21 protein-coding genes and 1 tRNA gene are annotated in these 19,821 nt (G+C 66.4%); 14 read left to right on the top strand and 8 right to left on the bottom strand.

What is annotated here, in order from left to right:
- Window positions 1–7: 7 nt before the first annotated feature.
- From hflK to ACTFO6_RS13175, 5 genes are read left to right on the top strand one after another with little or no spacing between them, the layout of a single operon-like run.
- Window positions 8–1,180, top strand: coding sequence for an FtsH protease activity modulator HflK (gene hflK, locus ACTFO6_RS13155; protein ID WP_439934900.1), 1,173 nt, complete (start codon window positions 8–10; stop codon window positions 1,178–1,180).
- Window positions 1,177–2,052 (top strand): protease modulator HflC, encoded by an 876-nt coding sequence (gene hflC, locus ACTFO6_RS13160; RefSeq protein ID WP_439934901.1) that lies wholly within the window; start codon window positions 1,177–1,179, stop codon window positions 2,050–2,052. The genes hflK and hflC overlap by 4 nt, the downstream gene beginning before the upstream one ends.
- Window positions 2,053–2,094: 42 nt before the next feature.
- Entirely contained in the window at window positions 2,095–2,283 is a 189-nt protein-coding gene (locus ACTFO6_RS13165) for a DUF2065 domain-containing protein (RefSeq protein WP_439934902.1), read from the top strand.
- A gap of 23 nt (window positions 2,284–2,306) precedes the next feature.
- Window positions 2,307–3,470: an ATP phosphoribosyltransferase regulatory subunit gene (locus tag ACTFO6_RS13170; protein ID WP_439934903.1), complete on the top strand. Its 1,164-nt coding sequence runs from the start codon at window positions 2,307–2,309 to the stop codon at window positions 3,468–3,470.
- Window positions 3,471–3,495: 25 nt separating this feature from the next.
- Entirely contained in the window at window positions 3,496–4,797 is a 1,302-nt protein-coding gene (locus tag ACTFO6_RS13175) for an adenylosuccinate synthase (protein ID WP_439934904.1), read from the top strand.
- Window positions 4,798–4,836: 39 nt separating this feature from the next.
- Here ACTFO6_RS13175 and ACTFO6_RS13180 read toward each other — a convergent pair whose 3' ends face one another.
- Genes ACTFO6_RS13180 through ACTFO6_RS13200 form a run of 5 tightly spaced genes read right to left on the bottom strand, consistent with a single transcriptional unit; the run spans window position 4,837 to window position 9,551 of the window.
- Window positions 4,837–5,217 carry a hypothetical protein gene (locus ACTFO6_RS13180; protein ID WP_439934905.1) on the bottom strand — a complete coding sequence of 127 codons (381 nt, stop codon included), beginning with the start codon at window positions 5,215–5,217 and terminating at the stop codon, window positions 4,837–4,839.
- A gap of 11 nt (window positions 5,218–5,228) precedes the next feature.
- Entirely contained in the window at window positions 5,229–5,642 is a 414-nt protein-coding gene (locus ACTFO6_RS13185; RefSeq protein WP_439934906.1) for a DsrE/DsrF/TusD sulfur relay family protein, read from the bottom strand.
- 13 nt (window positions 5,643–5,655) lie between these two features.
- Window positions 5,656–5,982, bottom strand: coding sequence for a sulfur reduction protein DsrE (locus ACTFO6_RS13190; RefSeq protein WP_439934907.1), 327 nt, complete (start codon window positions 5,980–5,982; stop codon window positions 5,656–5,658).
- 48 nt (window positions 5,983–6,030) lie between these two features.
- Window positions 6,031–7,743: an NADPH-dependent assimilatory sulfite reductase hemoprotein subunit gene (locus ACTFO6_RS13195; RefSeq protein ID WP_439934908.1), complete on the bottom strand. Its 1,713-nt coding sequence runs from the start codon at window positions 7,741–7,743 to the stop codon at window positions 6,031–6,033.
- Complete coding sequence (locus ACTFO6_RS13200; protein WP_439934909.1) at window positions 7,743–9,551, bottom strand: assimilatory sulfite reductase (NADPH) flavoprotein subunit; 1,809 nt, start codon at window positions 9,549–9,551, stop codon at window positions 7,743–7,745. The genes ACTFO6_RS13195 and ACTFO6_RS13200 overlap by 1 nt, the downstream gene beginning before the upstream one ends.
- Window positions 9,552–9,885: 334 nt before the next feature.
- Here ACTFO6_RS13200 and ACTFO6_RS13205 point away from each other — a divergent pair, with 334 nt between their 5' ends.
- Together ACTFO6_RS13205 and ACTFO6_RS13210 are read left to right on the top strand one after the other, a co-directional pair.
- Window positions 9,886–10,314 carry a hypothetical protein gene (locus ACTFO6_RS13205; protein ID WP_439934910.1) on the top strand — a complete coding sequence of 143 codons (429 nt, stop codon included), beginning with the start codon at window positions 9,886–9,888 and terminating at the stop codon, window positions 10,312–10,314.
- 249 nt (window positions 10,315–10,563) lie between these two features.
- On the top strand, window positions 10,564–11,268 hold the full coding sequence (locus tag ACTFO6_RS13210) for a helix-turn-helix transcriptional regulator (RefSeq protein WP_439934911.1): 705 nt from the start codon (window positions 10,564–10,566) through the stop codon (window positions 11,266–11,268).
- 319 nt (window positions 11,269–11,587) lie between these two features.
- Here ACTFO6_RS13210 and ACTFO6_RS13215 read toward each other — a convergent pair.
- Window positions 11,588–11,674, bottom strand: a tRNA-Leu gene (locus ACTFO6_RS13215).
- Between the two features lie 50 nt (window positions 11,675–11,724).
- Between ACTFO6_RS13215 and rnr the strand changes: the two genes are divergently transcribed.
- The 7 genes from rnr to dnaB all read left to right on the top strand — a co-directional run bounded on the left by rnr (window position 11,725) and on the right by dnaB (window position 17,746).
- Window positions 11,725–13,941: a ribonuclease R gene (rnr, locus tag ACTFO6_RS13220; RefSeq protein WP_439934912.1), complete on the top strand. Its 2,217-nt coding sequence runs from the start codon at window positions 11,725–11,727 to the stop codon at window positions 13,939–13,941.
- A 4-nt stretch (window positions 13,942–13,945) separates the two neighbouring features.
- Entirely contained in the window at window positions 13,946–14,704 is a 759-nt protein-coding gene (gene rlmB / locus ACTFO6_RS13225) for a 23S rRNA (guanosine(2251)-2'-O)-methyltransferase RlmB (protein ID WP_439934913.1), read from the top strand.
- Between the two features lie 93 nt (window positions 14,705–14,797).
- Window positions 14,798–15,184 carry a 30S ribosomal protein S6 gene (rpsF, locus tag ACTFO6_RS13230; RefSeq protein ID WP_439934914.1) on the top strand — a complete coding sequence of 129 codons (387 nt, stop codon included), beginning with the start codon at window positions 14,798–14,800 and terminating at the stop codon, window positions 15,182–15,184.
- A 6-nt stretch (window positions 15,185–15,190) separates the two neighbouring features.
- Complete coding sequence (priB, locus tag ACTFO6_RS13235) at window positions 15,191–15,487, top strand: primosomal replication protein N (RefSeq protein WP_439934915.1); 297 nt, start codon at window positions 15,191–15,193, stop codon at window positions 15,485–15,487.
- 4 nt (window positions 15,488–15,491) lie between these two features.
- Window positions 15,492–15,770, top strand: coding sequence for a 30S ribosomal protein S18 (rpsR, locus tag ACTFO6_RS13240; RefSeq protein WP_439934916.1), 279 nt, complete (start codon window positions 15,492–15,494; stop codon window positions 15,768–15,770).
- Window positions 15,771–15,787: 17 nt separating this feature from the next.
- Window positions 15,788–16,237, top strand: coding sequence for a 50S ribosomal protein L9 (gene rplI / locus ACTFO6_RS13245; protein WP_439934917.1), 450 nt, complete (start codon window positions 15,788–15,790; stop codon window positions 16,235–16,237).
- Window positions 16,238–16,357: 120 nt separating this feature from the next.
- Window positions 16,358–17,746 carry a replicative DNA helicase gene (gene dnaB, locus ACTFO6_RS13250; RefSeq protein ID WP_439934918.1) on the top strand — a complete coding sequence of 463 codons (1,389 nt, stop codon included), beginning with the start codon at window positions 16,358–16,360 and terminating at the stop codon, window positions 17,744–17,746.
- A gap of 113 nt (window positions 17,747–17,859) precedes the next feature.
- Here dnaB and ACTFO6_RS13255 read toward each other — a convergent pair whose 3' ends face one another.
- Together ACTFO6_RS13255 and ACTFO6_RS13260 are read right to left on the bottom strand one after the other, a co-directional pair.
- Window positions 17,860–19,281 (bottom strand): PhoH family protein, encoded by a 1,422-nt coding sequence (locus ACTFO6_RS13255; protein WP_439934919.1) that lies wholly within the window; start codon window positions 19,279–19,281, stop codon window positions 17,860–17,862.
- A gap of 28 nt (window positions 19,282–19,309) precedes the next feature.
- On the bottom strand, window positions 19,310–19,768 hold the full coding sequence (locus ACTFO6_RS13260; protein WP_439934920.1) for a peroxiredoxin: 459 nt from the start codon (window positions 19,766–19,768) through the stop codon (window positions 19,310–19,312).
- Window positions 19,769–19,821 lie beyond the last annotated feature (53 nt).

Genomic DNA, 19,821 nt, shown 5'->3' on the forward strand with positions numbered 1-19,821 from the left:
CTCTCTCATGAATGATCCCCAATGGGGGCGACGGGGCCGCCAGGGCCCGCCGGACCTGGACGAGCTGTGGCGCTCCGTGCAGCAGAAGCTCGCCGGGCTTTTCGGCGGGCGCCGCCGTCCCGACGATGGCGGCGGCCCGCCCTCCGGACCGGTCAAGGGCGGATTCGGTTTCCTGTTCGGGCTGGTCCTGCTGGTGTGGCTCGCCAGCGGCTTCTACATCGTGGACGCGAGCCAGCGCGGCGTGGTTCTGCGCTTCGGCAAATACGCGGAAACCACCCTGCCCGGTCCCCGCTGGCACCTTCCCTATCCCATCGAGACGGTGGAGATCGTGAACCTGTCCCAGGTACGTACGGTGGAGGTCGGCTACCGCAACGACGTGCGCAGCAAGGTGCTGAAAGAAGCCCTCATGCTCACCGACGACGAGAACATCGTCGACATCCAGTTCGCCGTGCAATACATCCTGAAGAGTCCCGAGGACTACCTGTTCAACAACCGCGGCCCGGATGAGGCGGTGCGCCAGGCCGCCGAAACCGCCTTCCGGGAAGTGGTGGGCAAGAGCAAGATGGACTTCGTTCTCTACGAGGGCCGCGAGGAAGTGGCGGCCCGGGCCCACAAGCTGATGCAGGACATCCTGGATCGCTACGGCACCGGCATCCAGGTGAGCAAGGTCAACCTGCAGAACGCCCAGCCGCCGGAGCAGGTGCAGGCCGCCTTCGACGATGCGGTGAAGGCGGGCCAAGACCGGGAGCGGCTGATTAACGAGGGCCAGGCGTACGCCAATGACGTGATTCCGAGGGCGCGCGGGACCGCGGCGCGGTTGATGGAGGAGGCGGAAGCGTATCGGGCGCAAGTCATCGCCCGAGCGGAGGGCGACGCCAGCCGCTTCCGCCAGTTGCAGGCCGAGTATGCGAAAGCCCCCGCGGTGACCCGGGAGCGCCTGTACCTGGAGACGATGCAGCAGGTGCTGGCCAACACCTCGAAAGTTCTCATCGACCAGAAGACGGGGGGCAATCTGTTGATGCTGCCCCTGGACCAGTTGCTGCAGGCGGCCGGCGCGGGCGCCGCAGCGGACGCCGTGGCCGCGGGCCGAGCGCCGGCCACGCAGGACTACGGCACGGACGCGACTGGCGGACGGTCCCGCGACGCCTTCCGCAGCCGTGACAGGGAGACGCGGCCGTGAAAAACCTCGGAACCCTGGCCGTCGGCGTCGTCGTAGCGCTGATCGTCGGAAGCCTGTGCGTCTACACGGTGGACGAGCGGCAAGACGCCCTGGTCTTCCAGCTCGGGGAGGTGGTCAAGGTCACCAAGGAGCCGGGGTTGTACTTCAAGCTGCCGCTGGTGCAGAACGTGCGTTACTTCGATACCCGTATTCTCACTTTCGACACGCCGGACCCGGAGCGCTTCCTCACGTCCGAGAAGAAAAACGTGCTGGTGGACTACTTCGTCAAGTGGCGCATCGTCGATCCCAAGCAGTATTACGTATCGGTCGCGGGCGACGAGCTGCGGGCCCAGACGCGCCTGCAGCAGACCATCAACGACGGGCTGCGCGCCGAGTTCGGCAAGCGCTCGGTGCACGAGGTGGTCTCCGGCGAGCGGGACAAGATCATGGAAATCCAGCGGGAGCGGGCCGACCAGGACGCGCGCAAGATCGGCATCCAGGTGGTGGACGTACGGTTGAAACGCGTGGACCTTCCCCAGGAGGTGAGCGAGGCGGTGTATCGGCGCATGGAAGCGGAGCGCAAACGGGTGGCGAACGAGCTGCGCGCCACCGGCGCAGCGGAAGCCGAGCGCATCCGGGCGGACGCCGACCGGCAGCGGGAGGTGATCATCGCCGAGGCGTATCGGGACGCCCAGCGCATCAAGGGTGACGGCGATGCGAAGGCGACCGCCATCTACGCCCGCGCTCTAGAGAAAGATCCCGAATTCTATGCCTTCTACCGGAGCATGGAGGCGTACCGCCAGAGCCTGCGCAGTAAGAGCGACGTACTGCTGCTCGAACCGAACTCGGACTTCTTCAAGTACCTGAACAATCCCAACCGGGGCAGGAAATAGCCCGCGGCGGCGGTGCGCACCGCCGCCGCGGGGAGGGACGTCGTGCTCAGTAACCTGCTGCTTGCCGTGGGTCTCATGCTGGTGCTCGAGGGCATTCTTCCCTTTCTCGCGCCGAATCTCTGGCGCGAGGCGTTCAGGAAGCTCACCGAGATGAGCGACGGACAGATCCGCTTCATCGGGCTGTCCTCCATGCTGTGCGGCCTGCTGCTCCTCGCCCTCATGGGCTCTTAGCGGCACAGTTGAGCTTGCGAACGATGCGCAGTTGGATTCTCCCCGAATTCATTCAGGACATCCTGCCCCCCGAAGCGGCGCGGCTGGAGCGGGCGCGGCGCATGCTGCTGGACCTGTTCGAGGTGCACGGCTACGAGCTGGTCATGCCGCCTCTGGTGGAGTACGTGGAGTCGTTGCTCTCCGGTACTGGAAGCGACCTGGACCTGCAGTTGCTGAAGGTGGTGGACCAGTTGTCCGGGCGCCTGATGGGGGTGCGGGCGGACACCACGCCCCAGGTCTCCCGCATCGACGCCCATCTCCTGAACCGCCAGGGGGTGGCCCGGCTGTGCTACGCGGGGAGCGTGTTGCGGGCCCTGCCGTCGAACCTCACCGGCACTCGGGAGCCCCTGCAAGTGGGCGCCGAGATCTATGGCCACCCGGGGCCGGAGAGCGACGTGGAAATCCAGCAGTTGATGCTCAAGGCTCTGCGCCTGCTGGGGGCGCCTCCGGTGCACCTGGATCTGGGGCACGTGGGCGTGTACCGGGCCCTCGCCCGGGAGGGAGGGCTCACGGACGCCCTGGAATCGGACTTGTTCAAGGCGCTGCAAGCGAAAGACGTTCCCCAGGTGGAGGCGCTGGCCGCGGGCGCGCCGGCGCCCATCGCCGCCGCCTTGCGCCTGCTGCCAGAGCTGTACGGAGGACCGGAGGTGCTCGACGAAGCGCGGCGCAGGCTTCCGGCGCTGCCGGAGATCCGGCGGGCGCTGGACGACCTGGAATCCATCGCCTCGGCCCTCGCGCCCATGGTGGGGGAACTATGCTTCGATCTGGCCGAACTCCGGGGCTACTACTACCACAGCGGCGCCGTTTTCGCCGCCTACGGACCGGGGTGCCCCAGCGCCATCGCCCAGGGCGGGCGCTACGACGAGGTGGGCAGCGCCTTCGGACGCGCGCGGCCGGCCACCGGCTTCAGCCTGGACTTGCGACAACTCTCGCCGTATCTTCCTCAGGCTCCGGCCCGTTCGCGCATCCTGGCCCCGTGCTCCCAGGATCCGGGCCTGGCCCAGGCGATCGAGGCGCTGCGCTCCCGGGGGGAGGTGGTGATCGTCGATCTCCCGGGCCACGAGGCGTTCCGGAACGAGCTCGGTTGCGACCGGGAGCTCAAGCGGTTGGACGGGCGCTGGCAGGTGGTGCCGAGGCGCGGTTCGTGATCAATCCGCAGTCAGGATGAAGACCATGTCGAGGAACGTTGTGGTGGTGGGTACCCAGTGGGGCGACGAGGGCAAGGGCAAGGTGGTGGACTGGCTCACCGATCACGCCCAGGGGGTGGTGCGCTTCCAGGGCGGGCACAACGCCGGCCACACCCTGGTGATCGACGGTCAAAAGACCGTCCTGCACCTCATCCCCTCGGGCATCCTGCGCGACGGGGTGGAATGTTTCATCGGCAACGGGGTGGTGGTCTCCCCCCAGGCCCTGGTGGAGGAGATCGACATGCTGGAGGCGGCGGGGGTCGACGTGCGCGGCCGGCTGCGGGTAAGCGAAGCCTGCCCTCTGATCCTGCCTTGCCACGTAGCCCTGGACCGGGCCCGGGAAGCGGCCAAGGGGGAGGCCAAGATCGGCACTACCGGCCGCGGTATCGGTCCGGCCTACGAGGACAAGGTGGCGCGCCGGGCGGTGCGGCTGCAGGACCTGTTCCACCGGGACCGCTTCGCCGCCAAGCTGGGGGAGATTCTGGATTATCACAACTTCATGCTGGCCCATTATTTCCGCGCTCCCACGGTGGATTTCCAGGAAACGGTGGACACGACCCTGTCCCTCGCCGAGCGCATCAAGCCCCTGGTGGCGGACGTGCCGCGGCTGCTCTACGAAGCCAACCGCAGCGGCAAGAACCTGCTGTTCGAAGGCGCCCAGGGAACCCTGCTGGACATCGATCATGGCACCTATCCCTACGTCACCTCGTCCAACTGCGTGGCCGGCGCGGCTGCAGCCGGGGCCGGCGTGGGGCCCAACGCCTTGCATTACATCCTCGGGATCACGAAAGCGTACACCACCCGGGTGGGCGGCGGTCCCTTTCCCACCGAGCTGATCGACGACACGGGGCGGTATCTGGCGGCCCGGGGCAACGAGTTCGGCGCTACCACCGGCCGTCCCCGGCGCTGCGGCTGGTTCGACGCGGCGGCGCTCAAGCGCTCGATCCAGATCAACGGCGTATCGGGGCTATGCGTGACCAAGCTGGACGTGCTGGATGGGGTGGAGAGGCTACGGCTCGCCGTGGGCTACCGCGTCGGCGAGCGCCGCTACGACCTGCTGCCGGCCGGCGCGGACGCCCTGGCGGAATGCGAGCCCGTCTACGAGGAGGTGCCGGGCTGGAAGGAGAGCACCGTGGGGCTGAAGCGCCTGGAGGATCTGCCGAAGGCGGCACGCAACTACCTGGCCCGGATCGAGGCCATCTGCGGCGTGCCGGTGGATCTCATCTCCACCGGGCCCGAGCGGGAAGAGACCATCGTGCTGCGGCACCCGTTCGAGGCGGCCGCCTGATCGGCCCTCGATCCAGGTATCGCCCGGCCGGCGGGGCGGTTACCAGTGCCAGATCTGGTCGTACTTCCCGAGCAGGCCGGCGATGCCGGCGCGGGGGATGGGCGTCAAGCCTTCGATCAGATCTGCTCGATCGATCCCCCGCTCGGCCAGATCCTCGGACACGATGTAGACGTGGACCCCTTTCGCCACCAGCTTGCCCAGGTCCTCGGCGATGCGGGGCGGCTGGGTCTGGACCTCCGCGCCGAAGGCGAGCCCCGAGGCGTCCTGGTTTTTCAAGCCGTAGCTCACTGCGTTTCCCCGCAACAGCACGTCCAGATCGGCGCCGGCGCCCTTCATCGCGTGGGTCAGCCACACGATGGTGTCGTCCTGCTCTTCAAGGGTTGCGCGGTAGGCCGTTTCGATGACGTTGAGCACCTTCATCGCCTTCCTCCTTACTTCGTCGGGATGACCAGGGTGTTATCGGAGGACTCGGCCATTTTCCAGAAGTCGGCCGGGCTCCCCCGGCGCACCCCCTCGATGGCCTCGCCGACGCCCCGCTCATCGACGCACAGCCCGCAGTTCACCCAGTCGAGGCTGCCGCCGTTTTCCTTGGCCTCCTTCATCAGGGCCGCGATCCACTTGCGCGGCAACGGGTGGTTCTCCTCCTCCACGTCCCGCCCGTGCACGGCGTTGGCGTGGGGCGCCTGTTTGGCGAACGGCAGACAGACCGCGCCTTCGTAGGCAAACACGTTGATCCGATAGCCGCGCCGGGCTGCGATGGCGATGAGCCGCAGCGCCGTGGTGCTGCGGGCGTTCTCGTAAGGGGGATCCATCAAGGCGAAGGTCAGGGTTTTGCGGGTCGCCATGGTTTTTCTCCTTTCAATGCCAGAGGGTCTTGGTGCCGGCGGCGAGCTGGTCCACCACCACCTCCAGGTCCGCGGCCGCCACGCCCTCCACCAGGCGGTCTACAGGGATGCCCCGCTCCCGCAGGGAGAACTCGTCGGCGAGCACTGTCACTCCTGCGCGGGCCGTCTCAGCAAGACCCAGGTAGCGCGCTCCGCGGCGGGCCGGCAGCACGCCGTTCTGAACGAGGAACAGGGTGACCTGGTTGCCTTCCCGCGCGAGGTCTCGGGCGAGCTGGTAGTAATTGGAGACGTCGTTGCTATCGAAAGGATCCCGCGATTCGATCAGCAGGTAGTTGGCCATTCGCTTCTCCTTTGGGTTCGATGGCGGAGCATCGCCGGCGCAGGATGCTCAGCTTGGGTCGTGGAATTCCCTGCCGGCGCGTGCGGGCTTCACGTAGCCGGCGCGCACGGCGAAGTCGCCGAAGCGCTCGCCGGGGTTGCGGTTCGCAGCGTAGTGCTCGAGGACAGGGGCGAGGACCTCCACCACTTCGTCTTCCGACAGGTTTTCCCGGTACAGCCGGTTGAGCCGCTCTCCGGTGAAACTCGCCCCCAGGTACAGGTTGTAGCGACCGAGGCTTTTGCCCACGAGCCCGATCTCGGCGAGATACGGCCGGGCGCAACCGTTGGGGCATCCCGTCACCCGCAGCAGGATGGGCGTCTCCTGAAGGCCCAGGTTCTCCAGCACGCCTTCGAGGCGTCCCACCAGGGCCGGGAGCCACCGCTCGGCTTCCGCCATGGCGAGCCCGCAGGTGGGCAGGGCGACGCAGGACAGGGCATTGAGCCGCAGAGCGCTCATGCCTTCCGGAAGCTCCACGCCATGGGCCCGCAAGATCCGGTCGATGGCGTCCTTGTCGGCGGGCTTGACGTGGGTCACCGTCACGTTCTGGTTGGCGGTGAGGCGGAAGTCCCCGTCGTGCCGCCGGGCGATCTCCCGCAAGGCGGTCATGAGCCGCGCTTCCTCGGTGTCTTGGACGCGCCCGCTCATCACGAACAGGGTGAGATGCCAGTTTCCTTCCCGATCCTGGAACCAGCCGAAGGGATCGCCGGTCGAGTCGAAGCGGAACGGGCGGGGCGCCCCCAGGCGCCAGCCGAGCCGCTTCTCCAGTTCCTCCCGGAACCAGTCGAGCCCCCGGTCGTCGAGGGTATACTTGAGTCGGGCGTGCTTGCGGTTGGTCCGGTCCCCGTAGTCCCGCTGGACCTTGACCACCTCCTCGGCCACCTCCACCGCCTTCTCCGGCGGGCAGAAGCCGATCACGTCCCCGAGCCGGGGGTAGGTGGTCGGCTCTCCATGGCTCATGCCCATGCCCCCGCCCACGGCGACGTTAAAGCCGAGAAGCCCTTCGCCCTCGGCGATGGCGATGAAGCCCAGGTCCTGGGCGAACACGTCTACGTCGTTGACCGGGGGCACGGCGAGCCCGATCTTGAACTTCCGCGGCAGGTAGGTCGGCCCGTACAGGGGCTCGTCATCGGGCGGTGCATCGGGCCGGGGCTTCTCGTCCAGCCAGATTTCCCGGTAGGCCCGGGTACGGGGCAGCAGGCGATCGCTGATGGCCTGGGCGACGCGGTGGACCTCCCCGTGCACCGGCGTGAGGTAGGGGTTGTTGTGGCAGATGACGTTGCGGTTGACGTCGCCGCAAGCTGCGATGGTGTTGAGCAGTGCCCGGTTGATGCCGGCGATCAGGGGTTTCAGATGGCGCTTCGGCACGCCATGGAACTGGAAAGTCTGGCGCGTGGTGATGCGCAGCGTGCCGTTGGCGTAGGCACGGGCAAGAGCGTCCAGTGCCAGCCACTGGGCCGGCGTGCACACGCCTCCCGGCATCCTGACCCGCACCATGAAGCAATAGGCGGGCTCCAGCTTCTGGCGCTGGCGCTCCAGGCGCAGGTCGCGGTCGTCCTGCTGGTAGCTGCCGTGGAACTTGAGGAGCTTGGCGTCCTCCTCGGCCAGCGCCCCGGTGACCGGGTCCTCCAGGCCGATGGCGATGGTGCCCCGCAGGAAGTTGCTCGCGGCCTTGAGCGCCTCCTCGGCGGCGAGCTTGAGGCCGAGGGCCGAGGGTTCGCCCATCAGTACACGTCCCGCTGGTAGCGGCCCGCCGCCTGAAGCTCCTTCACGTAGGCGACGGCGTCTTCCCGGCTGCGGCCGCTTTCCCTGCGCACCGCCTCGATCAGGGCTTCGTGCACGTCAGGGGCCATGCGGCTCGCATCCCCGCACACGTAGAAGTGGGCGCCCTCCTCGAGCCAGGCGTAGAGCGCCCGGCTTCGATCCAGCAGGCGGTGCTGCACGTAGTCCTTGGTGGCGCCGTCCCGCGAGAAGGCCACGTCGATCTGGAGGAAGCCTTGGCGGCGGTAGTCCAGCCACTCCCGCTGGTAGAGGAAGTCGGTGCGGAAATGGCGGTCGCCGAAGATCAGCCAGTTGCGGCCCCGGGCGCCCCTCGCCTGGCGAGTCTCGACGAAGGCCCGGAACGGGGCGATGCCGGTGCCCGCCCCCACCATGATGATGGGCGCATCGGGGTCGGCCGGCAGGCGAAAGTTGTCGTTGGCGTGGACGTAGACCGGCACGGTGCCCGTCTCGGCGACCCGCTCCGCCAGGAAGGTGGACGCCACGCCCTTGCGGGTCCGCCCGTGGCTTTCATAGCGCACCACGCCCACGGTGAGATGCACCGTGTCGGGATCGGCCTCGTAGCTGGAGGCGATGGAGTAGAGCCGCGGCTGCAGGGGCCGCAGGGCGCTCAGAAAGTCGCTCCCTTTCAAGCCTCGCACCGGGTAGGCCTGGAGTACGTCGATGATCTCGCGCCCGGCCAGGAACGCCCGCAGCCGGTCCCGGTTTTCCTCCCGGGCGAGCGCCGCCAGGTCGGCTGCACCGGAGAGGGTGGCCCAGCGTTCGAGGAAGGGACGGGTGAGGGTGGTGATCTCGTAGTCGCGAGCGAGCGCCTCCGCCAGGCTCGTCTCGTCCCCCTTGAGTAGCGCGACCGGCTCGGCCCCGTCGAGCCCCAGCGTCGCCAGGATTTCCTCCACCAGCGCTGGGCAGTTGCGGGGGACCACTCCCAAGGCATCACCGGGCTCGAAGACGAGCCCCGAGCCTTCGATCGCCAGCTCCAGGTGGCGCACGTCCTTGGTGGAACCCCGGCCGGTGATCTTGATGTTTTCCGCGAGTCGCGCCGGGTAAGGATTCTTTCGCGTGTAAATGGGTTCGCCCTTCAGCGCCGGCTGAAACGCCGGCCAGGAAAGCGCCGGGACTTGCGCCGGCACCGGACCCGCTTCCTCGGCGAGGCGCCCGACCACGGCCTCGATCCAGGCGGAGGCCGTCTCCTCGAAGTCCACGTCGCACTCGGCGAGGGAGTGCAGCCGCCGCGCCCCCAGGGCCTCCAGGCGGGCGTCGAAATCCCGGCCCGTCTGGCAGAAACGCTCATAGCCCCGATCGCCCAGGGCGAGCACCGCGTATTGCAAGCCTTCCAGACGGGGGGCCCGGCCGCTCAACAGGAATTCGTGGAAGTCCTTGGCGTTGTCCGGAGGTTCCCCTTCCCCGTAGGTGCTGGTCACGATCAGCAGGCGCCGCTCGGCCTTGAGCCGGTTTTTCTTGTAGACGCCCAAGTCTTCCACCTTGGCCCGCAGGCCCGCCTGGGCCAGCTTCTCCTGCAAGCGCCGGGCCAACTGCCTAGCGTTGCCGGTCTGGGAGCCAAACAGGATCGTCACCTCCGGCTGGGCCTCGGTCGCCAGCGCTGGCGCGGCGGCAGGCCGATGGCCAGCGTATAACCCGGCCAGGTAGCCGCTCACCCATGCGGTTTGCTCCGGGGAAAGCCCTTCCACAAGCCGACGGAGGAGCTCGGCTTTCTCCCGGCTCAGGGGAAGGGTCAGATCATCCAGTCGGCTCATGCTCGATTTGTTCGGAGACGCAGCAAAAGGGGCTCGACGCACGCTCGGGCGGAGATCAGGATAACCGCAAGTTATATAATTTCAAAGAATAGAGATTTATTTTTTTATTCTTTTTATGTATTACTTCGAAGGTCGGATGAATCCGGCTGGAAAAATCTCCCCAGGCTTCGGCGGATGCTGCCTGAGCTCGCCTTCCTGAGGGATTCGAGAACAGCGATGGAAAGTTAAAACATATAAAACTTTCCAAAATGTTTTTATATCTGGTAATATGCCTGCGGGTGTGCACATAACCCAAAGATTTCAACTCAGTTTCAGTGAAAAGGAGGATCCGTTCATGACTCGCACATCACGCTTCTTGTTGGCGTTGGTCACGGCATCGATGCTGGCAGCCGGGCCGGGATGGGCCGCCGACATCCATCGTCAGCCCCCCGGGAATTTCAAAAAGGTGAGCACCCTGGTGAAGCTGCCCGACTTCATTCCCGGGCTCGGCACCCTCTACGTGGATCCCGCGACGCTTCCGGTCGGCCCCTTTCTCGGGTACGACAAGCAGGGGAACCTGGTCAACGTGGTCTACATGATCCCCATGACGGACTTTCAGGGGTACAAGGCCCACGAGAACCTGGGCGCGTCGCTGCCGCCGCTGAAGGTGAACCACGTGGACGTGAACTACAACCCCGGGCATCCGGGGGTCGAGGAACCCCACTACCACATCACCCTGTGGCTGATTGACAAGGCGGAAGAGCGCAAGCGCATGCAGCAGTGATGGGTGCGGTCCGGCGGGGCCTGCCGCGCCGGACCCGAAGATCTCGGCGCGAATCGTTTCCTCCCAGCGCTGGGGTGGACGAGTCTCTCTGCATGCCGCACCCCTAGTCGGATCGGTTCGCCACGGCGGGCCGTTTTGGCCATTACAATAGCGCTAGGCGTCTGGCTGATATATACGTCGATTGGTTCCAACCCAGCGCGGCTTTCCCGCTTCGTCGATGATTCGTCTCAGCTCATCGGGAGGGCCGGCATGCCCCCGCTGACCGTGGCTCCCTCAACCGCTGGGACAGCCCCGCTTCAGGCCCTGTCGGAGCCCCAGCAGGGGCTGCTGTGGCTGTTGCAGAGGGAAAAGGACGGCCTCACGGTGGATGACATCGCCGGGCGCCTGTCGGTCACGCGCACCGCCGTACGCCAGCACCTCGCGGCGCTCGAGCGGGACGGCTACGTCCACAGGCAGGTGCTGCGGCGATCCGTCGGTCGCCCGCGCCACGTTTACGCGCTCACCGCGGCGGGTGATTATCTGTTCCCGAAGCAATATCACTGGTTTTCGGCCCTGCTGCTGGAATCCCTCAAGCAGGACATGGGGCAGGAGGGGCTGATCGAGTGGCTGCGTCGGCTCGCCTACCGAGTGATCGAGCAGATCTCGCCCCGGCTCGCCGGGCTCTCGCCACCGGAGCGCGCCGAGGCGGTGGTGCGCATCATGAACGAGCTTGGCTACGACGCCCGACTCGCCGGAGGATCAAGCGAGGCCGTCGAGATCGTCGCCACCAACTGCGTCTATCACGAACTGGCCCGCGCCTTTCCCGAAGTCTGCCATTTCGATTACGCGCTGCTGGAAGGCTTGGGGGCGGTCCAGAGCGTCGAGCACCTGGAATGCATGGTGCGGGGGGGCCGTGTCTGCCACTTCCTGCTCTCGTCGCCCTCGGCGCCGAAGGAACCGGGCCCCCGGGCTTGATTGATTCCTGAGCTTGTGGTCCCTTCGCGAGGCGGTCTCTCCTGAGGGGCTTGAAGCGGGCAGCATCCATGCTCCTTGTCATAGCATGACAGGGTTTCCCGCGAGCACAGGAGATTGCCCGAGACTTCTTCTTCCGCGGCGAGGCGGGTATCATGCGCACACCCGCTGCCGACCGAAACGGGCCCGTGGCGCCGCGATGGGGGAGGGAAGAACAGGGATCGTCCGTGAAGGCGATCGAAGAAGCGGGCTACGCGGAGTTCGCGGGACCGGCCGGGCAGCAGACCACGTCGGTTCGAGATTCGCCCCAGGAGAAATAGGGTGGTGCCGAGAAGAGGACTCGAACCTCCATGGGGTTGCCCCCGCTAGGACCTGAACCTAGTGCGTCTACCAATTCCGCCATCTCGGCACGGCTGGCAGCACTACTGAAAGGTTTTAATTTTAAAGGAACATCGGTCATTGTCAACGAAACCAGCCTCCATCCGCGCACTTGATCCCCAGCTCGAGGAGGAGAAAAAGAAATACGCCCATCCTGTTCCGAGCCGGGCATTGATCCTCCGGCTATTGACGGAAGAGGGGGTGCCGATGCCCCTGGATCGGCTCGCCGCCCGTCTCGACATCAAACCCCACGAGCGAGAGGGGTTCGAGCGACGCCTCGCCGCCATGGAGCGCGACGGCCAGATCATCCGCAATCGCAAGAACGCCATCTGCGTCGCCGGCAAGCTGGGCCTCATCAAGGGCACGGTCGAAGGGCACCCCGACGGCTACGGCTTCGTGATCCCCGACGAGGGCGGGGGCGACCTGTTCCTGAGCCCCCGGGAGATGCGCAAGGTGCTCCATGGCGACCGGGTGATGGTGCGCGAGGCCGGGGTCGATCGGCGCGGCCGGCGGGAGGCCACGGTGGTGGAGGTCCTGGAGCGGGCCAACCGGGAGGTGGTGGCTCGGCTCCACGTCGAGCGGGGCGTGCGCTACGCCGTGCCGGAGGACCGGCGCATCAGCCAGGACATCCTGATTCCCGAAGGCGACGACCTGGGGGCGCGTCCCGGCCAGATCGTGGTGGTGGAGATCCTGGAGCAGCCGAGCGAGTACACCCAGCCCATCGGGCGGGTGGTGGAGGTGCTCGGCCATGCCCTCGATCCCGGCATCGAGATCGAGATCGCGGTGCGCAAGTATCACCTGCCCCACGTGTTCCCGCCCGAGGTAGAGGAGGCGACCAAGGGATTTCCCCCGGACGTGGAGCGGCGGGAGCTGCGCGGCCGGAAAGACCTGCGATCCCTGCCTCTGGTCACCATCGACGGGGAGACGGCCCGGGATTTCGACGACGCGGTGTATTGCCGGCGGGAGGGCAAAGGCTTCCGGCTGTGGGTGGCCATCGCCGACGTGAGCCACTACGTGCGGCACGGCGATCCCCTGGACCTGGAAGCCCGCAAGCGGGGCAACTCGGTCTATTTTCCCCGGCGGGTGATCCCCATGTTGCCGGAAGTGCTGTCCAATCACCTGTGCTCCCTCAATCCCCGGGTGGACCGCTTGTGCGTCGCCTGCGAGATGCAGGTGGACGCCCGCGGCGAAATCGCCGAATATGCTTTCTACCCGGCGGTCATGCACTCCCATGGCCGGCTAACCTACACGGCGGCGGCTGCCGCCCTGGCCGATCCCGGGGGCGAAGAGGCGCGAGCGCTCGAGCCCCTGTTGCCCCATCTCCAGGATCTCCACCGCCTGTACAAGGTTCTGGCGGCGGCCCGGCTCCGGCGGGGCGCTATTGATTTCGAGACCATCGAGACCCGCATCGTCTTCAACGAGGAAGGGCGCATCGAGCGCATCGTGCCCGAGCAGAGGAACGACGCCCACCGGCTGATCGAGGAGTGCATGCTGGCGGCCAACGTGTGCGCCTCCGACTTCCTCGACCGCCATGGCCATCCCATGCTGTATCGGGTACACGAGGGACCGACGCCGGAGAAACTGGAGGCGTTGCGGGATTTCCTGCGGGAGTTCGGGCTCTCCCTGGGCGGAGGCGACGCGCCGACGGCCAAGGATTACGCCCGGCTGCTGCAGAAGATCCACGGCCGGCCCGACGCGGGCCTGCTGCAGACGGTGATGCTGCGCTCCCTCCAGCAGGCGGTCTATAGCCCCAAGAATGCGGGGCATTTCGGCCTCGCCTACGAGCGCTACACCCATTTCACCTCGCCGATCCGGCGCTACGCCGACCTGCTCATCCATCGCGCCATCAAAGCGGCGCTCAAGGGAAGACGCTACTCCCCGGGCAACTGGGAGGAGATCGGCCGCCATGTCTCCTTCACCGAGCGGCGAGCGGACGAGGCCACCCGGGACGTGGAGAACTGGCTCAAGTGCTACTACATGAAGGACCGGGTGGGCGAGGTCTTCGAAGGCACGGTGAGCGCGGTGACCAGCTTCGGGCTGTTCGTTTCGCTGGACAACGTCTATGTGGAAGGTCTGGTACACATCTCCGAGCTGGGCAACGACTACTTCCAGTACGACCCGGCGCGGCACCAACTGCTGGGAGAGCGCACGGGGCGGCGGTTCCGGCTGGCGGACCGGGTACGGGTGCGGGTGGCCCAGGTGGACCTGGAGACGAGCCGCATCGACTTCGTCCTGGCCGAGGACGTGCCCGAGCAGCGCCGAAGGAGAGAGCCCGCCCGGCGCGGCCGCCGGACCTGAGACGATGGGGCAGACGCTGGTCTACGGTTTCCACGCAGTGCTCGCCCGCCTGCGCCAGGACCCCCAGAGCGTGCGCACCCTGTACGCGGAGGCGGGGCGCGACGACCGGCGGATGCGGGAGCTGCTGACTGCGGCGGAAGCGGCCGGGGTGCGGGTGCTGCGCGTGGAACGGGGCCGTCTGGACGGCCTGACCGGGCGCGCGGCGCATCAGGGAGTGGTGGCCCAGGTGGCGTCCTGGCGGGCGACGGCTTCCTTGGAAGAGCTGCTGGAAAAGCTCGCCGAGCCTCCTCTCCTTCTGGTGCTGGACGGGCTGCAGGATCCCCACAACCTGGGGGCCTGCTTTCGGGTGGCCGACGCCTTCGGCGTCCACGCCATCGTGGCGCCCAAGGACCGGGCCGTGGGATTGACGCCCGCGGTACGCAAGGTGGCGAGCGGGGCCGCCGAGACGGTTCCCTTCGTGACGGTGACCAATCTGGCCCGCACCCTGGAGACCCTCAAAGCACGGCGGGTATGGGTCTGGGGCGCGGATTCCGCGGGAGAGCGCCTCCCCTCCGAGCTACCGTTGGAGGCGGGCGCGGCCTGGGTGCTCGGAGCGGAGGGTCAGGGGCTGCGGCGACTCACCCGGGAAAGGTGCGATGCCTTGGTGCGCATCCCCATGCGCGGTCAAGTGGAGAGCCTCAACGTGGCGGTGGCGGCGGGGATCTGCCTGTACGAGTCTCGCATGCGCCGCGCGGGGCTCGCCAAGGCGCAGCTAACGCCTTGATCGATGGAAAAAACATCCGTATAATGCTTCGCCCTTATCACCTTGCCCCACCGGTTTCGCATTGCCGGGGGGCTTAACCCATAAGGAGTCTCAATGCGGCATTACGAGATCGTGTTCATCGTCCACCCCGATCAGAGCGAGCAGGTGCCCGCCATGATCGAGCGGTACAAGAGCATGGTGACCTCCCGGGGCGGAAAGATCCACCGCCTGGAGGACTGGGGACGGCGGCAACTCGCTTATCCCATCGAGAAGGTGCACAAAGCCCACTACGTCCTCATGAACGTAGAGTGCGACCAGAAGGCGCTGGACGAGCTGGTGCACAGCTTCAAGTTCAGCGACGCGGTGCTGCGCCATCTGGTGGTGAAGATGCGAGAAGCGGTCACGACCCCTTCTCCCATGATGAAGGAGGAAAAAGCCCGCGCCGTGGCCCCGGTCCGGGAGGAGGACAAGCCGGCCCACGCCCAAGAGGGCGCGGGCTGAGGGGCGGTGAATCAAGTGGTGCTGTCGGGGTGGGCCGCCGCCCTGTCGCCCCTGCGGCGCACGCCCGCAGGGATTCCGGTCCTCGACTTCCGCATTCGCCACGGTTCCGAGCAGATGGAAGCGGGCCATCCGCGCCGGGTGGAGGTCGAGGTGGAGGCGGTGTGCGTGGGGTCCCTGGCAGAAAGGATCGCCGCCGCGGGGCAGGGGCGAGAGGCGCGGTTCGCCGGGTTTCTCGCCCGGCGCCGGCCGGGCAGCCCCCAGATCGCGTTGCATGTCACTGAATTCGAATTGTTGAAGGATTGAAGCCATGGCACGTTTCACGCGTACAGGAAAAGGCAAGGGCGGCTCGCGCCGGGAAGGCTCCCGGGCGCTATTCCGCCGGCGCAAGTTCTGCCGTTTCACGGCGGAAGGCGTCAAAGAAATCGATTACAAGGACATCGAGACACTGAAGGATTTCATCAGCGACACGGGCAAGATCATCCCCGCCCGGATCACCGGGACCAAGGCTCGCTACCAGCGCCAGTTGTCGGTGGCCATCAAGCGGGCCCGCTTCCTGGCGCTGCTGCCCTATACCGATCTGCACTGAGCTGAGGAGGCCGCCCCATGCAAGTGATCCTGATGGAAAAGGTGGCGAACCTGGGGGGATTGGGCGACGTGGTCAAAGTGAAAAACGGCTACGCCCGCAACTACCTTATTCCCTCGGGCAAGGCGAAGCGGGCGACGCCGGAAAACCTCAAGGAGTTCGAGGCGCGCCGGGCGGAGCTGGAACGGATCCAGGCCGAGGCCCTGGCCAAGGCCCAGGAGCAGGCCGCCCGGCTCGAAGGTTTGCAGCTCGTGGTCGCCCAGAAGGCCGGGGTGGACGGCAAGCTGTTCGGCTCCGTCACCAACGTGGACGTGCGCGACGCCCTCAAGGCGAAAGGGTTCGACGTGCCCAAGGCCGCGATCCGCATGCCCCACGGGCCCATCAAGCAGACCGGCGATCATCCCGTCACGGTGGTGATGCACTCCGACGTGGCGGCCCACATCACGGTGTCGGTGGTTCCCGAAACCTGAGCGTCCGTCGCGCCGGAAAAAGGGCTGCTCGCAGCCCTTTTTTCTTTTCGGCGCCGCCGGGAGTAAAATCCCCGGCAACCCTTGTCGAGCCTCATCCCGTCGACCTTGCGTTGACCCCTCATGGCCCAGGCCTCACCGACCATCGCCCACGACGCCAAAGTCGATCTGATCAAGCTCCCTCCCCATTCCCTAGAGGCGGAGCAGTCGGTATTGGGAGGCATCCTCCTGGACAACACGGCCTGGGACAAGATCGCTGACCTGGTCACCGAGAACGACTTCTACCGCCAGGACCACCGGCTCATCTTTCGCCACGCGGGATTGCTGATCGAGGCGGGCAAGCCCGCCGACGTGATCACCGTGGCCGAATCCCTCAAGAGCGTGGGGGAGCTGGACGCGGTGGGCGGACTTCCCTACTTGGTGTCCCTCGCCCAGAACACGCCCTCGGCCGCCAACATCCGGCGCTACGCCGAGATCGTGCGCGAGCGCTCCATCCTGAGAAAGCTCGCGGAGGTGGGGGTGGAGATCGCCGAGTCCGCCTACAACCCCATGGGACGCTCCGCTCCCGAGCTGCTGGACGCCGCCGAGCAGAAGGTTTTCGTCATCGCCGAGGCGGGGGCGCGGGGACGCCAGGGCTTCCTGGACATGCAGCCGCTGCTCAAGCAGGTGGTGGAGCGCATCGAGCTGCTTTACAGCAATCCGACCGACGTCACCGGCATCGCCACCGGCTTCACCGATCTCGACCGCATGACTTCAGGCCTGCAGCCCGGGGACCTGGTGATCATCGCGGGCCGCCCCAGCATGGGGAAAACCTCCTTCGCCCTCAACATCGCCGAGCACGTGGCCCTGGAGCTCAAGAAGGCGGTGGCGGTCTTCAGCATGGAGATGGGCGGCACCCAGCTCGCCTTGCGTCTGCTCGGTTCGGTGGGACGGCTGGATCAACACAAGGTGCGCACCGGCCGGCTCCAGGACGACGACTGGCCCAAACTCACCCATGCCTTGGGCAAGCTCAACGAAGCGCCGCTCTACATCGACGAGACCCCGGGGCTCAACGCCCTGGAAGTGCGCGCCCGGGCCCGGCGCCTGCACCGGCAGCACGGGGGGCTCGGACTGGTGGTGATCGACTATCTGCAGCTCATGGCGGCCCACTCGGCGTCCCGCTCCGAAAACCGGGCCACCGAGATCTCGGAGATCTCCCGGGCCCTCAAGGGCCTCGCCAAGGAGCTCAATGTCCCCGTGGTGGCCCTGTCCCAATTGAACCGCAGCCTGGAGTCGCGTACCGACAAGCGGCCCCTCATGTCGGACCTGCGTGAATCCGGCGCCATCGAGCAGGACGCGGACCTGATCCTCTTCATTTACCGGGAGGAGGTCTACAACAAGGACACCCCCAAGGCCGGGATCGCCGAGATCATCGTCGGCAAGCAGCGCAACGGCCCCATCGGCACCGTCGAGCTCACCTTCCTCAAAGAATTCACCCGGTTTGAGAACTTTGCGGATCCGTCTCGTTATTGACGGAGCCGCACAGTTCCTGCGCAGGCTAACCTGCACAGCAGGTTATGCCGAAGCTTAAACTTCGCCGAAGGCCCCGTTCGTGGGAGAAGGGGCCCTTGTGGGAAAAATCGCGATCAAAGGACTTCCCCGGCGTAGTCGGCCAGCCGGGAACGCTCCCCCCGTTGCAGGGTCACGTGGCCGCTGTGGGGCCAGCCCTTGAAGCGGTCCACCACATAGGTGAGGCCGGAGCTTCCCTCGGTCAAGTAAGGGGTGTCGATCTGGGAGATGTTGCCCAGGCATACCACCTTGGTGCCGGGGCCGGCCCGGGTGATGAGGGTCTTCATCTGCTTGGGCGTCAGGTTCTGGGCCTCGTCGATGATCAGGAACTTGTTGATGAAGGTGCGGCCGCGCATGAAATTGAGGGACTTGATGCGGATGCGGGAGCGGATCAGGTCCCGGGTGGCGGCCCGTCCCCAGTCGCCGGCGTCCTCGTCCGTCTTGTCCAGGACGTCCAGGTTGTCCTCCAGGGCCCCCATCCAGGGCGTCATCTTCTCCTCCTCGGTGCCGGGCAGGAAGCCGATGTCCTCCCCCACCGGCACCGTGACCCGGGTCATGATGATCTCGCTGTAGCGCTTCTCGTCCAGGGTCTGGGCCAGCCCCGCGGCCAGGGTGAGCAGGGTCTTGCCGGTGCCGGCCTGCCCCACTAGGGTGACGAAATCGATCTCCGGGTTCATGAGCAGGTTGAGGGCGAAGTTCTGCTCCCGGTTGCGGGCGGTGATCCCCCATACGCTGTTGCGGGCGTGGCTGTAGTCGCGCAGGGTCTGCAGCACCGCCGTCTTGCCGGAGACCTCCTTCACCAGGGCGTAGAAGGGCTTGTCCTGCTCCTGGTAGACGAACTCGTTGACCAGGAAAGTGGAGCACAGGGGCCCGCGCACCCGGTAGAAGGTGACACCGGACTGCTGCCACGATTCCATCTCCCGCCCGTGCTTGTCCCAGAAATCTGCCGGCAGCTCCCGTACCCCGCTGAAGAGGAGATCGGTGTCCTCCAGCACCTTGTCGCTGAAATAATCCTCGGCGGCGAGCCCCAGGGCCCGGGCCTTGATCCGCATGTTGATGTCCTTGGACACCAGAATCACCTGGCGCTTGGGGTGGAGCTGGTGCAGGTGCATGACCACCGCCAGGATCTGGTTGTCCGCTTTGCCGCTCGCCAGGGTGGGCGGAACCTCCGCGCCGACGGCGTTGGTTTGCAGGAACAGCCGTCCGGTCGCCTCCTTGGCGCCGGTGGCGTCCAGGGGGATTCCGTCCTCGATGTTCTGGGCGCGGCTCACCATCTCGCCCAGGTAGCGGCTCGCCTGGCGGGCGTTGCGCGCCACCTCCGACATCCCCTTCTTGTTGTTGTCCAGCTCCTCCAGCGTCGCCATGGGGATGTAAATGTCGTGTTCCTCGAAGCGGAACAAGCAGGTGGGGTCGTGCATCAGCACGTTGGTGTCCAGGACGAAAAGCTTTCTGGGCGAGCACAGCCGGGTCACGACCGGCGCCGGCTTTTTCTGCGTCATGGGGAGTCGGGGTTTCGAGGGCGTGGATTTACCGGAGGGTCTTGATGAAGTCCAGGACTTCCTGGGCGTGGCCGGGTACCTTGATCCCGCGCCACTCCCTGCGCAGCACGCCCCGGGGGTCGATCACGAAGGTGCTGCGCTCGATGCCGCGCACCTGTTTTCCGTACATGTTCTTCGTTTTGATGACGCCGAACAGCGCGCACGCCACTCCCTCGGCGTCGCTCAGCAGGTCGAAGGGCAGGTCCAGGGCGGCTTTGAAGCTTTCGTGGGATTTCAGGCTGTCGCGGGAGATCCCGACGATCTCGCAGCCCAGGGACTGAAACTTGGGGTAGAGGTCGCGGAACTGCTGGCCTTCGCTGGTGCAGCCGGGCGTATTGTCCCTAGGATAAAAATAGATGACCAGCGGTTTACCCCGCATGTCGGACAGCCGGAAGGTTTTTCCGCCGGTGGAAGGCAGCTCGAAATCGGGAACGGGCTGGTTGAGCATGGACGCTCGAGGGAAAGGGTGAAAAAAGATCATTGTTGTAAAAACAAAAGGGA

Source organism: Pelomicrobium sp. G1 (genome assembly GCF_051905455.1).
Classification (GTDB): Bacteria; Pseudomonadota; Gammaproteobacteria; order Burkholderiales; family UBA6910; genus Pelomicrobium.